Annotated in this window: 10 protein-coding genes, 4 tRNA genes, 2 rRNA genes and 1 other annotated feature (1 of these 17 only partly in view); of the genes, 4 read left to right on the forward strand and 12 right to left on the reverse strand. The window is 57.1% G+C overall.

Annotated elements, in window-relative coordinates:
* Window positions 1-136: 136 nt before the first annotated feature.
* Window positions 137-1,462: a tRNA (N(6)-L-threonylcarbamoyladenosine(37)-C(2))-methylthiotransferase MtaB gene (gene mtaB, locus G7K71_RS06815; protein WP_166344480.1), complete on the forward strand. Its 1,326-nt coding sequence runs from the start codon at window positions 137-139 to the stop codon at window positions 1,460-1,462.
* Between the two features lie 15 nt (window positions 1,463-1,477).
* Here mtaB and G7K71_RS06820 read toward each other — a convergent pair.
* From G7K71_RS06820 to G7K71_RS06835, 4 genes are all read right to left on the reverse strand, one after another.
* A tRNA-Arg gene (locus tag G7K71_RS06820) sits at window positions 1,478-1,554 on the reverse strand.
* A 135-nt stretch (window positions 1,555-1,689) separates the two neighbouring features.
* Window positions 1,690-1,766 (reverse strand) — tRNA-Arg (locus G7K71_RS06825).
* A gap of 121 nt (window positions 1,767-1,887) precedes the next feature.
* Window positions 1,888-1,982: transfer RNA gene (locus tag G7K71_RS06830), tRNA-Ser, on the reverse strand.
* Between the two features lie 18 nt (window positions 1,983-2,000).
* Window positions 2,001-2,091: transfer RNA gene (locus tag G7K71_RS06835), tRNA-Ser, on the reverse strand.
* A 123-nt stretch (window positions 2,092-2,214) separates the two neighbouring features.
* Between G7K71_RS06835 and G7K71_RS06840 the strand changes: the two genes are divergently transcribed.
* From G7K71_RS06840 to G7K71_RS06850, 3 genes are read left to right on the forward strand one after another with little or no spacing between them, the layout of a single operon-like run.
* On the forward strand, window positions 2,215-2,472 hold the full coding sequence (locus G7K71_RS06840) for a hypothetical protein (protein WP_166344482.1): 258 nt from the start codon (window positions 2,215-2,217) through the stop codon (window positions 2,470-2,472).
* 16 nt (window positions 2,473-2,488) lie between these two features.
* Window positions 2,489-2,761 carry a YlcI/YnfO family protein gene (locus tag G7K71_RS06845; protein ID WP_166344483.1) on the forward strand — a complete coding sequence of 91 codons (273 nt, stop codon included), beginning with the start codon at window positions 2,489-2,491 and terminating at the stop codon, window positions 2,759-2,761.
* On the forward strand, window positions 2,749-3,153 hold the full coding sequence (locus G7K71_RS06850) for a type II toxin-antitoxin system VapC family toxin (protein WP_166344485.1): 405 nt from the start codon (window positions 2,749-2,751) through the stop codon (window positions 3,151-3,153). The genes G7K71_RS06845 and G7K71_RS06850 overlap by 13 nt, the downstream gene beginning before the upstream one ends.
* A gap of 235 nt (window positions 3,154-3,388) precedes the next feature.
* Here G7K71_RS06850 and serS read toward each other — a convergent pair whose 3' ends face one another.
* From serS to G7K71_RS06890, 8 genes are all read right to left on the reverse strand, one after another.
* Window positions 3,389-4,663 (reverse strand): serine--tRNA ligase, encoded by a 1,275-nt coding sequence (gene serS / locus G7K71_RS06855; RefSeq protein ID WP_166344487.1) that lies wholly within the window; start codon window positions 4,661-4,663, stop codon window positions 3,389-3,391.
* 91 nt (window positions 4,664-4,754) lie between these two features.
* Complete coding sequence (locus tag G7K71_RS06860; protein ID WP_013821176.1) at window positions 4,755-5,399, reverse strand: histidine phosphatase family protein; 645 nt, start codon at window positions 5,397-5,399, stop codon at window positions 4,755-4,757.
* 42 nt (window positions 5,400-5,441) lie between these two features.
* Window positions 5,442-7,025, reverse strand: coding sequence for a phosphoglycerate dehydrogenase (gene serA / locus G7K71_RS06865; RefSeq protein WP_166344489.1), 1,584 nt, complete (start codon window positions 7,023-7,025; stop codon window positions 5,442-5,444).
* Window positions 7,025-8,176, reverse strand: a complete 1,152-nt coding sequence (locus tag G7K71_RS06870) for an alanine--glyoxylate aminotransferase family protein (RefSeq protein WP_166344491.1) — start codon at window positions 8,174-8,176, stop codon at window positions 7,025-7,027. Before G7K71_RS06870 ends, serA begins: the two co-directional genes overlap by 1 nt.
* A gap of 71 nt (window positions 8,177-8,247) precedes the next feature.
* Window positions 8,248-8,475, reverse strand: a binding site (T-box leader).
* Window positions 8,476-8,551: 76 nt separating this feature from the next.
* The gene (pdxT, locus tag G7K71_RS06875; RefSeq protein WP_166344493.1) at window positions 8,552-9,115 is read right to left on the reverse strand and encodes a pyridoxal 5'-phosphate synthase glutaminase subunit PdxT; all 564 of its coding nucleotides are present in this window, start codon (window positions 9,113-9,115) and stop codon (window positions 8,552-8,554) included.
* A 31-nt stretch (window positions 9,116-9,146) separates the two neighbouring features.
* Entirely contained in the window at window positions 9,147-10,031 is an 885-nt protein-coding gene (gene pdxS / locus G7K71_RS06880; RefSeq protein ID WP_013821172.1) for a pyridoxal 5'-phosphate synthase lyase subunit PdxS, read from the reverse strand.
* 239 nt (window positions 10,032-10,270) lie between these two features.
* A 5S ribosomal RNA gene (gene rrf / locus G7K71_RS06885) occupies window positions 10,271-10,386 on the reverse strand.
* Window positions 10,387-10,534: 148 nt separating this feature from the next.
* Window positions 10,535-12,244 (reverse strand): 23S ribosomal RNA (locus tag G7K71_RS06890); it runs 1,461 nt beyond the window's last position.

A 12,244-nucleotide genomic window follows, 5' to 3' on the forward strand; every position in this document is an offset into this window, starting at 1 on the left:
TCAAAGGTCCACTTTGTACTTCAGGGATAGATAACAGGGAATCACCGCCGGGTTATGATGATTTGTGAACACCGTGGTATAATTGGGTGGAATCAGCACTCTTAATACCACTACAAAGTATTTGGAGGGAGCCTTTTTGCCTTACACTTTCAAGGTTAAAACCCTTGGTTGCCCGGTCAACCAGTACGAGGGCCGGGCATTGGAGCTGGCCATGGAAGAAGCCGGCTTTGTCCCAACTGGAGACATTGCCGATATTTATATCATCAACAGCTGCGTGGTAACCCAGGCCGCGGCCGCGGAAGCCCGCCGCCTGGCCAGCCAGGCCAAAAAGGAAAATCCCCGCTCCCTGGTGGTTTTAGCCGGCTGCTACCCCCAGGTGTACTGGGAGGAAATAAAGGAAAAACTGCCCCAGGTAGACATTATCATCGGCACCACCGGCAGATCCCGGCTGCCGGCCATCATAGCCCGGCAACTGGCTGAAACTCACCGGGAGCAAAAGGCAATTATCGTGGAGCACGGACCAGGTGAAGAGTTTGAGGAGTTTCCCTTGACCGGCAATTACGGACGCACCCGGCCGGTAATTAAGATCCAGGAAGGCTGCGACGAAGCCTGTACCTACTGCATTGTCCGGAAGGCGCGGGGATTGCCCCGAAGCCTGGCTCCAGATAAGGTGGTCGCTCAGGTCAAACATTTCGTAACTATGGGCTGCCGGGAGATAGTCCTGGCCGGTACCCACCTGGGAGCTTATGGGAAAGATCTGCCCGGGTGGAATCTGGCCCGCCTCATAAAAGAACTGGACGCCCTCCCCCATTCCTTCCGCCTGCGCTTAAGCTATATCGAGCCCATGGATCTATGCCTTGAGTTTTTACAAACCCTGGCCCGGGCGCGAAAAGTTTGCCCCTTTTTGTACCTCCCCCTCCAGAGCGGCTCGGACCGCATTCTCCAAAGGATGGGGCGCCGGTATACAAGCGCAGAGTTTGCCCGGCTGGTACAAAAGGCAAGGGAATTGATCCCCGGCCTTTCCATTTGGACCGATCTGATCGTGGGCTTTCCCGGGGAAACGGAGGACGACCACCAGCAGACCATGAAACTGGTCGAGGAGCTGGCTTTAAGCCACCTGCACGTGTTCCCCTACTCGCCCCGCCCGGGAACGGAAGCCGCCGGTTTTCCCGATCAGGTCGCACCCGACGTAAAAAAAAGAAGAGTTCAGGAGTTGCGCGCCCTTGACGAAAAGCTGTCCCTGCGTTTTCACCGGCAGCTGGTGGGTAAACGGGTGCAGGTGCTGGTGGAAAAGGTAGAGGAGAACCTGGGGGAAGGTTTTTCGGAACATTACGTAAAAGTGCGGTTCCGGGCCGGCAACCCGGAATTGAAGGGTTCCCTGGTACCGGTGCAGGTTCTGGCCGCCGCACCGCGGGGAGTGGAAGGTTGCCTGATCAAAAGTGAAGGAGCCTCAAATTATTGAGGCTCCCGGTTTTTCTGGTGCGCCCGGAGGGACTCGAACCCCCGACACGCGGTTTAGGAAACCGCTGCTCTATCCTCCTGAGCTACGGGCGCCCGTCGTAAAATGCAAGAATTATTATTGCCGGGAAAACCCCGGCAAAAAATTGTGCACTTACTGTTTGTCTAGCATACAGTAAGTGGAAAATATATCAGGGCTTTATATGCTTTGCGCGTCTTTAATTTTTTAACTGGCGTGCCTGGAGGGACTCGAACCCCCAACCTTCTGATCCGTAGTCAGATGCTCTATCCAATTGAGCTACAGGCACAAGACAACATCGCCCTGAACACTGGCAAATGTAATTCTATCAAAGGAGGCGGCAAAAGTCAAGACCGTTGCTTTGACCAAACACAAGAAAAGGGTGTGCCCCAAGGCACACCTAGTGTTGTTGGCGGAGAGCGAGGGATTCGAACCCTCGAGACAGTTTTATAACCGTCTACTCGCTTAGCAGGCGAGCGCCTTCGACCTACTCGGCCAGCTCTCCACGCAAGCACAATCAAACTGGCGGAGGGAGTGGGATTCGAACCCACGGGACCGGTAAACGGTCCAACGGTTTTCAAGACCGCCTCCTTAAACCACTCGGACACCCCTCCAGATTATGCCCGATGCAAGTAAAAGTATAACACAGGAGTTCTTGCCTGTCAACCAAATTAAAGGGGAGGCTGTGATCCGTCTGTGATATTGTCAGGGTAAAATCCGTCAGTGAAAATGTCAGTATGAAGGAGACGGTTACCCTGTCACAGACGGAACTGAAGCGGATGCTGGTTTTGCAGCGGGTTCTGGAAGGCCAGGTTGGTGCGCTTCCGCTCATGACCCCCGGCACGCCCGGCGATCCAGTCGGCTATCCCGCTGGCCGAATTCGATTTTGTCCCTGGGTTTATAGTTTTTCATTGTTTGAACATTTTCAGGAACAATTAAGCCACCTCGCTCTGGAATTGACCTTTTCTTTACGTTATGATAACATGATCATATAACAGGAGGTGTTACAAAATGGATAACACCCGTATGGTGCACATCAGGTTACCAAAAAGCATCGTCACGCAAATGGAACAACTCTTGAAACTTCTCGGCGTGAGCCGCAACGAATTCATCGTCCAGGCGGTCGCGGAAAAAGTGGCCCGCGAAATACGGCTCAGGGGATTGCGGGAAACCCGGGGAATTCTCGGATCGGAGGACGCACCGGAGTGGGCGGAAGTTCCGGGGGCGGATTGGGTCCGAAAAGTGCGCGGTGAGGATGGTGAGCCGCCGGCATGGGCTACCTGATAGATACCTGCGTTTTGATCGACCATCTGACCGGGAGGCTGTCCCCCGATGCGGACGCCTGGCTGGAACAGGTGGTGGCGTCCGGTTCAGCGGCCACCAGCGTGATCGTCTACCACGAACTCCTGTACGGGGCTCGTACTGAAAAAGCAAGAGCCGCCGTCGAAAAGCTGTTGGAAGCGTGGGAAATACTTCCCGTGGACCGCAGAGTTGCCGGGCGCGCCGCCGAAATCCGGCGGGATCAGGCCGCGAAAGGCAGGACCCTGGGAATGGCCGACTGCCTGATCGCGGCGACGGCCGAGTTGAGGAACCTGAAGGTGGTCACCTCAAACGTCAAAGATTTTCCCACTGTCGAAACTGTGCTTCCCGAAAAAACAGCCACTACAGGACTGTAGCTCCGCAACTGCAGATTGGAATCTGGTTCCATCTGGTATTATCTGTAAAGAAAATGCCCCCGGGTTATCCCGGAGCCCATCATCCACCTGCGGACTGCCCCCTAAGATTGGACAATTAATTCTTCCTCCTCACAATTTCAGCGAATTTCAATTCAGGGGGGCGGTCTGGAAAATTCGTGCCTGGAAAGGCATTCTTCCTCTAAAATCGAGTCGTCCCAGCTCTATTTTCCGCACCTTATGGGGGCGTAATCCTGGTGACTCCGCCCATGTAGGGCACCAGCACTTCCGGGATAACCACACTGCCGTCGGCCTGCTGGTAGTTTTCCAGGATGGCGGCCACCGTCCGGCCCACCGCCAGGCCCGAGCCGTTTAAAGTGTGCACGAACCGGGGCTTACCCCGCCCATCCTTGAACCGGATATTGGCCCGCCGGGCCTGGAAGTCTTCAAAGTTGCTGCAGGAGGAAATCTCCTTGTAATCCTGGTAGCTGGGCAGCCACACCTCCAGGTCATAGGTCTTGGCCGCTGCAAAGCCCAGGTCGCCGGTGCACAGGCAGACCACCCGGTAGGGCAGGCCCAAAAGCTGCAGCACCCGCTCAGCGTCGGCGGTTAGTTTTTCCAGCTCCGCGTAGGAATCTTCCGGGCGGGTAAATTTCACCAGCTCCACCTTGTTGAACTGGTGCTGCCGGATCAAACCCCGTGTGTCCCGGCCTGCCGCCCCGGCCTCGGCCCGGAAACAGGCGCTGTAGGCGCAGTGATAAATGGGCAGGCGCTCGCCGGGGAGAATTTCTTCCCGGTAAAGGTTGGTTACCGGTACCTCGGCAGTAGGGATCAGGTAAAAGTTTTTTCCCTCCAGCTTGAACATGTCCTCGGCAAATTTGGGCAGCTGGCCCGTGCCAATCATGCTGTCGCCGTTTACGATGAAGGGCGGGAAGACCTCCATGTAACCGTGCTCCCTGGTATGCAGGTCCAGCATGAAGTTGATGACCGCCCGCTCGAGCCGGGCGCCGGTCCCTTTGTAGAAGGAAAAGCGGGCGCCGGCCACTTTCGCTCCCCGTTCAAAATCAATGACGTCAAGGTTCTCCCCCAGTTCCCAGTGGGCCCTGGGGGGAAAGTCAAACGGGCGGGGTTCACCCCAACGGCGCACTTCCACGTTGTCTGCCGCATCCTTGCCCACCGGCACGCTCTCGTGGGGGATATTGGGGATATTCAGTAACGTAACCTGAATCTGTTCCTCCAGGTCCCGGATTTCCTCGTCCAGCTCTTTAATGCGCGCGGATACCTGGCGCATTTCCTGCACCATTTCCTCCGCATCTTCCCCGGCCTTTTTGCGCCGTCCGATTTCCTCGGAAACCACATTGCGCTTGTTTTTTAACTGCTCCGCTACCACCAGCTTTTCCCGGCGCTTTCGCTCCAGTTCCAGAAAAGGCTCCAGACTCACACCGGCGCCGCGCTTTTCCAGTGCCTCTTTGACCAGTTCCGGGTTGCTCCGCACAAATTTTAAATCAAGCATCAGCTTTTACCCCCAAACGACCTCTACACTGATAGTATTTCCCTTTTTTGCCTTTAATCTCATTTCAGTTTTTAGGGATTTTTGAAGAAGATTATAAAGCCAACTGCTCCCCGGCCTTCAACCATCCTCCCAGGTGGCAGGTATCGTTAACGGCAATCACCCGCCAGCGCCCCTGGCGGCAGCCAAGGACATTGATGCCCGTATTGTCCAGTTTAATCTGCCAGAAGACCGCCTGGTCCAGGTTGAGAATACGCCGCAGGATGGTGCGGATGGGCGTATCGTGGGTTACGGCCAGGCTGATCTCCCCGGGATGCGCCGCGGCCATGAACTCCAGTGCCGCCCAGGACCGCTCCTCCACCTCGGCCAGGGATTCCCCTTTAGGCATCCGCACCGTATAGGGATAGGTGCGCCACTGCCTGATTAAACCGGCGTAGCGCACCTCCACCTCGGAAAGCAGCATTCCTTCCCATTCCCCATGGCAAATCTCAATGAGACCGGGCAAAGGAGTCACCGCCAGGCCATGCTGCGCGGCCACCATTTCGGCACAGATCCGGGCCCGGGAAAGGGGGCTGGTATAAACCGCCTTGAGGGGCAGCGCCGCCAGGGCGCCGGCCAGGGCCCGGGACTGTTCCAGGCCTTCCCGGCTTAAAGGGGCGTCCAGCTGACCCTGGTAGCGGGAAATGCGGTTCCATTCGGTCGCTCCATGTCTGGCCAGGATAATAAAGGTTTCCTTCAACCACCACCTACCCCCCTTGCCAAAGGGCCTTAAAACGCGGGATTACAGGTGCACCATTTTTACATCCAGCACCCCGTCAACTTTGGCAATCTCGGCCAGGGTTTCTTCGGGCACCGGCGCATCCACCGAAAGCATCATCACCGCCCGGCCGCCGATCTGTTTACGCCCCACTTGCATGGCGGCAATGTTGATGTTATGCTCGCCGATAAGCAGCCCCACGGGGCCGATGATGCGGGGCTTGTCGATGTGGGGTACATAAAGAATATAGCCGTTGGGGATGACGTCAATCCGGTAGCCGTCTACCATTACAATACGCGGATCTTCCTTGCCAAAGAGCGTACCGGCCACGCTTTTTTCCACTTTATCCGAGTAAACCTTCACGGTGATCAGGCTCGAATAGCCTTCCGCCTCCCCGTCTACCGCCTGGAAAACCTGGATGCCGCGGTTCTTGGCCAGGACGGGGGCATTTACAAAGTTCACGGTTTGCTGCAGGATGGGATCAAGAAGCCCTTTGACCACGGCGGTGGTAATGGGGCTTACTTCCTGTTTGGCCAGCTCCCCGCTGTAAATCACCTCTATCTTGCGGATGCGCCCGGTAACCAGCTGGGCCTGCAGTTTGCCAAGTTTTTCCGCCAGCCCCAGGTAGGGACGTACGGCTGAAAGCACCTGCGGGTTGATGGAAGGAATGTTGACCGTGTTTTTCACCAGTTTCCCCCGCAGCGCCGCCACAATCTCTTCGGCAACATCCAGGGCCACGTGCAGCTGCGCCTCCCGGGTGGATGCTCCCAGGTGCGGGGTGGCGATGAAGTTTGGCAGGGAAAACAGGGGGCTGTCGGTACAGGGTTCCTTTTCAAAAACGTCCAGGGCCGCCCCGGCCACTTTACCGGAAAGCATGGCCTGGTACAGGGCGTTCTCATCGATGATCCCGCCCCGGGCGCAGTTGATGATCCGCACCCCGTCTTTCATCATGGCAAAGGCCCGCTCATCAATCATGTGGTAAGATTCTTTGGTCTTCGGCAGGTGCACGGTAATAAAATCGGAGCGGCGGAACAGCTCTTCCAGGGACACCAGTTCCACGGCCAAAGTGGAAGCCTTTTCTTCGGTGATATAAGGGTCGTAGGCTATGACGTTCATTTCCAGGGCCTGGGCCCTTTTGGCCACTGCCGAGCCAATCCTTCCCAGGCCGATGATGCCCAGGGTCTTATCCCGCAGTTCTACACCCAAAAAGGCCTTTTTGTCCCAGACCCCTTCCTTCAGCTTGGCCACGGCCTGGGGAATATTGCGGGCCAGGGCCAGCATCATGGCAATGGTATGCTCCGTGGCGGCAATAGTATTGCCGTCGGGAGCGTTGACCACCAGGATACCCTGGGTGGTGGCGGCCTCCAGGTCAATATTATCCACCCCTACGCCCGCACGGCCGATAACCTGGAGATTTACGCCGGCTTCGATGACCCGGCGGGTAACCCTGGTGGCGCTGCGCACGATCAGGGCGTCATATTCGGGAATGATCTCCACCAGCTCGTCTTCGGTCATCTTCCGGCCTATAACCACTTCTATATCTTCTTCCCGGCGCAGCGGCGCCAGCCCTTCCTCTGCCACGCCGTCCATAACCAGTACTTTGTACACTACAGATCCCTCCCCAGAAAGACTTCCTGCGCCGCCCGCACGCCCTTGCCCAGTTCCACCGGGTAACCCAGCCGGGCCAGGGCCATTTCCAGCCCGCTGATGGCAATAAGCACGTCCATCTTGCCGGCGTAACCCATATGGGCAATGCGGAATATCTTTCCTTTGAGAATCCCCTGTCCCCCGGCAAAGGTGATACCAAACTCCTCCTTCAGGACTTTGCGCAGGTCGTCGGCTGCAATTCCCTCCGGGCTTTGCACGGCGGTCACCGTGGGGGATGCGCAGTGATCCGCCGCCAGGAGCGACAGTCCCAGAGCCCTGACAGCCGCCCGGGTAGCTTTGGCCAGCAGGAGATGGCGGCGGTAAACATTTTCCAGCCCCTCGGCCAGCATCATGTCCAGGGCCGCGTCCAACCCAAAGAACAGGGCCACGTTGGGTGTGTAGGCCGTATTCCACTTGGCCAGAGCTTTTTTGGCCGCCGGGAGACTGAAGTAAAAGCGCGGCGAACGGTTCTCTTCAATCACTGCCCATGCCTTGGGGCTTGCTCCAATCATGGCCAGGCCGGGGGGCAGCATCATGGCCTTTTGTGACGCGGTAACCAGAATGTCTACCTGCCATTCGTCCATCTTGATTTCGATGCCGCCCACGCCGCTGACCCCGTCCACCAGCAACAGGGCCGGTGTCTCGGCCACCAGGGCGCCGATGCCGGCAATGTCATTGAGCACCCCGGTGGATGTTTCGTTTTGAGTCGCCAGGACGGCCTTATAGCCGGGGTTCTGGGCCAGCTTTTCCCTAACTACCGAGAGGTCCACAGGATTGCCCCAGCCGAAGTTCACTTCGTCCACTTCGGCCCCGTAGGCCCTGGCGATATTGGCGAACCTTTCTCCAAAGTTACCGGTAACTAAAGCCAGAACCCGGTCCCCGGGGGATATTACGTTGGCAACGGCCGCTTCCAGACCACCCGTACCGGAATTGGTCAGGATGAAAACTTCCTGGGAGGTCTGAAATACCTGCCGGATTTTCTCCTGGATGCGCCGGTGCAGCGCGGCAAAGTCTTCACTGCGGTGACCGATCATGGGACGGGACATGGCCGCGACCACTGACGGCGGTACCGGTGTCGGTCCCGGAATCATCAAGTATTGTTTTTCCTGCATAGCCTACCTCTCCCTTGACTTAAAATTTAGCCTAAAAAATTAAACCCCCCATCCCATGCTGGCTGATAACCAACAGGGACGAGAGGTTACTCCCGCGGTGCCACCCTATTTGACAGGCAAGATTGATCCACTTGCCTGCCCTCTCGAACGTGATAACGGGAACCGCCCGTACCTGCCTACTGCTGTTTTCAGCAGGTCCCCTTCGGGGAGCTCTTTCACCGGACACCTTACCGGTTCGCAGCAACCACCGGCTCTCTGCAAAGGCCCTTCCGGCTACTCTACCCCTGCATCGGGTTTGCTACTTTTAGAACCTGCTTTACATAATACTATAAGCCATGGTTTTTGGCAACCCTTAATTGGCCGTTTTACAAAACATTAACATTGTTGCAGGAACAAACGGTGCAGGCGGGTATCGTCGGTCAGTTCGGGGTGAAAGGCACAGGCCAGAAAGTTGCCCTGCCGGGCCAGTACAATTTTGTCGCCGTATCTGGCCAGCACTTCCACGCCCGGGCCTACGGATACAATATAGGGGGCGCGGATAAAAACCGCCCGCAGGGGCTTTTCCCCCAGGACAGGTACATCCAGGTCCACCTCAAAGCTTTCCACCTGCCGGCCAAAGGCATTTCTTTCCACCACCATATCCACCAACCCCAGCCGGGGCTGGGCGGAACCCACAATCTCCCGGGCCAGCAAAATAAGGCCGGCACAGGTGCCGAAAACAGGCATTCCCTGCAGGGCTTTTTGGCGGACTGGTTCAAACAAATGATAATCATGAAGCAGTTTGCCCATGGTGGTGCTTTCGCCACCCGGGATGATCAAGCCATTGATTCCTTCCAGTTGTTCCGGTTTGCGCACCTGGCGGGACTCCACCCCCAGAGCGGCAAGCATTTCCTGGTGTTCCCGGAAGGCTCCTTGCAGGGCTAGTACTCCGATTAACATGGTAGATAAACTTCCTTCCCCTGTTGCTTAATTACCAGCCGCGATCCTGCATCCTCTGTTCGGGAGCAATGGTGGCGATCTCCAGTCCGGGCATGGCTTCGCCCAGATCCTTGGACACCTCGGCCAGGACCTGCGGGTCGTTGTAGTGGGTGGTGGCCGCCACGATGGCCCGGGCCCGGGCCGAGGGGTTCTTGGATTTGAAAATGCCCGAACCCACAAAAATGCCGTCGGCACCCAGCTGCATCATCAGGGCGGCGTCTGCCGGGGTGGCGATGCCGCCGGCAGCAAAGTTCACCACCGGCAGGCGCCCCTGCTCGGCCACCTGCAGCAACAGCTCATATGGGGCGCCCATCTCCTTGGCCAGGGCCATCAGTTCCTCCCGGGGCATATTCTGCACCCGGCGAATTTCGGCCATCATCATGCGCATGTGGCGCACGGCCTCCACCACGTTTCCGGTGCCCGGTTCCCCTTTGGTCCGGATCATCGCGGCGCCTTCAGCAATGCGCCGCAGGGCTTCACCCAGGTTGCGGGCACCGCAGACAAAAGGCACCTTGAACTTGTGCTTGTCAATGTGATGCTGTTCGTCCGCCGGGGTAAGCACTTCACTTTCATCTATGTAATCCACACCCAGTTGCTCTAAAATCTGCGCCTCCACAAAATGACCAATGCGAACCTTGGCCATTACCGGAATGGTTACGGCATCCATGATGCGCAAAATCACAGTCGGGTCGGCCATGCGGGCCACACCGCCTGCTGCCCGGATATCGGCAGGCACCCGCTCCAGGGCCATTACGGCACAGGCACCGGCTTCTTCGGCGATCTTAGCCTGTTCCGGTGTGGTAACGTCCATAATCACGCCGCCTTTAAGCATTTCCGCCAGGCCTTTTTTTACGGTCCAGGTTCCCTTCTCCGCCACTTCCACTTCCCCCAATCGCCACTTTTCATTTTTATACCCCATTATTTTAACTGACTTTTGTTTTAAAGACAAGTGGAGCGGGGGTGCGGAAAAACAAAACCCCCGGGAGGAATATCCGGATAACTATAAAATTGCGCATTCCTTCGTCCCATGGCACGGCCAAGAACAGGGATGAATCCAGCCCTTAGCTTCTCAAAAAATAAAGCCCCTGGATACAATTCCAGGGACTTTAAATAATTTTCCGGCAGCGACCTACTCTCCCAGGGGTCGACCCCCAAGTACCATCGGCCCTGGAGGGCTTAACTTCCGTGTTCGGGATGGGAACGGGTGTTTCCCCTCCGGTATAGCCACCGGAAATTTTTTATTCCCTCAAAACTTCACAGCGGAGTTTAGTTCGCCTTTTCAGCCGGAAACCGGATCTCTTCACTCGAATTTACCCGGAAATCGCGTAAGCGATTTCCTTCTTAAATCCGACCTCTGACTTCCGACCTCCGACTTCTTTTCTGGTCAAGCCCTCGACCTATTAGTACCGGTCCGCTCAACCGGTTACCCGGCTTACACGCCCGGCCTATCTACCTGGTAGTCTTCCAGGGGTCTTACTGGATTGACTCCATGGGAAACCTTATCTTGAGGAGGGCTTCGCGCTTAGATGCTTTCAGCGCTTATCCCCACCAGACTTGGGTACCCAGCGCTGCCCCTGGCGGGACAACTGGTACGCCAGCGGTCTGTCCATCCCGGTCCTCTCGTACTAGGGACAGCTCCTCTCAAGTTTCCTGCGCCTGCGACGGATAGGGACCGAACTGTCTCACGACGTTCTGAACCCAGCTCACGTACCGCTTTAATGGGCGAACAGCCCAACCCTTGGGACCTACTCCAGCCCCAGGATGCGATGAGCCGACATCGAGGTGCCAAACCTCCCCGTCGATGTGAACTCTTGGGGGAGATAAGCCTGTTATCCCCGGGGTAGCTTTTATCCGTTGAGCGACGGCGCTTCCACTCGCTACCGCCGGATCACTAAGCCCGACTTTCGTCCCAGCTCGACCAGTCAGTCTCGCTGTCAAGCTCCCTTCTGCCTTTGCACTCTTACGCGCGATTTCCAACCGCGCTGAGGGAACCTTTGGGCGCCTCCGTTACCTTTTAGGAGGCGACCGCCCCAGTCAAACTGCCCACCTGACACTGTCCATGTACCGGCTCCACGGTACCCTGTTAGAACTCCAATACCACAAGGGTGGTATCCCAAGGTCGGCTCCACCAGGGCTGGCGCCCCGGCTTCCCTGCCTCCCACCTATCCTGTACATGCAATACCGAAGTCCAATGTCAGGCTGCAGTAAAGCTCCACGGGGTCTTTCTGTCCCGTCGCAGGTAACCCGCATCTTCACGGGTACTACAAGTTCGCCGAGCCCCTCGTTGAGACAGCGCCCAAGTCGTTACGCCTTTCGTGCGGGTCGGAACTTACCCGACAAGGAATTTCGCTACCTTAGGACCGTTATAGTTACGGCCGCCGTTTACTGGGGCTTCGGTTCAGAGCTTGCACCCTTCCCCTTAACCTTCCAGCACCGGGCAGGCGTCAGCCCCTATACTTCATCTTTCGATTTCGCAGGGACCTGTGTTTTTGGTAAACAGTCGCTTGGGCCTCTTCTCTGCGGCCCCCTCGCGCTCCAGCAGTTTATACCTTCACGCTACCGGGGCACCCCTTCTCCCGAAGTTACGGGGTCAGTTTGCCGAGTTCCTTAACGAGGGTTCTCTCGCGCGCCTGAGGATTCTCTCCTCGCCTACCTGTGTCGGTTTGCGGTACGGGCACCGGTATTCCTCGTTAGAGGTTTTTCTCGGCAGTTTGGGTTCAGCCACTTCGGTACTTTTATTTCCCTCCCCATCACCTCTCGGGCTTTTGAGTGGGACGGATTTGCCTGTCCCACACCCTACCGGCTTGGACGCGCCTTTCCAGCCGCGCGCTTGGCCTACCCTCCTGCGTCACCCCATCCTCAATCGGCCTACCGGTGGCATCGGATTGTCAACCGATTCCCCATCACCTACGCCTTTCGGCCTCGGCTTAGGCCCCGGCTTACCCTGGGCGGACGAGCCTTCCCCAGGAACCCTTAGGCTTTCGGCGGGCAGGATTCTCACCTGCCTTTTCGCTTACTTATACCGGCATTCTCACTTCCCACCAGTCCACCACACCTCCCAGTGTGACTTCTACCCGGTGGGAACGCTCC

The organism is Desulfofundulus sp. TPOSR, from assembly GCF_011393055.1.
Lineage (GTDB): Bacteria > Bacillota > Desulfotomaculia > Desulfotomaculales > Desulfovirgulaceae > Desulfofundulus > Desulfofundulus kuznetsovii.

Bases quoted from the DNA above. Each gene is read 5' to 3' on its own strand.
- G7K71_RS06840 (WP_166344482.1), top strand. From the start codon at position 2,215: ATGAAGGAGACGGTTACCCTGTCACAGACGGAACTGAAGCGGATGCTG.
- G7K71_RS06845 (WP_166344483.1), top strand. From the start codon at position 2,489: ATGGATAACACCCGTATGGTGCACATCAGGTTACCAAAAAGCATCGTC.
- G7K71_RS06850 (WP_166344485.1), top strand. From the start codon at position 2,749: ATGGGCTACCTGATAGATACCTGCGTTTTGATCGACCATCTGACCGGG.
- serS (WP_166344487.1), bottom strand. From the start codon at position 4,663: ATGCTTGATTTAAAATTTGTGCGGAGCAACCCGGAACTGGTCAAAGAG.
- G7K71_RS06870 (WP_166344491.1), bottom strand. From the start codon at position 8,176: ATGCAGGAAAAACAATACTTGATGATTCCGGGACCGACACCGGTACCG.
- pdxT (WP_166344493.1), bottom strand. From the start codon at position 9,115: ATGTTAATCGGAGTACTAGCCCTGCAAGGAGCCTTCCGGGAACACCAG.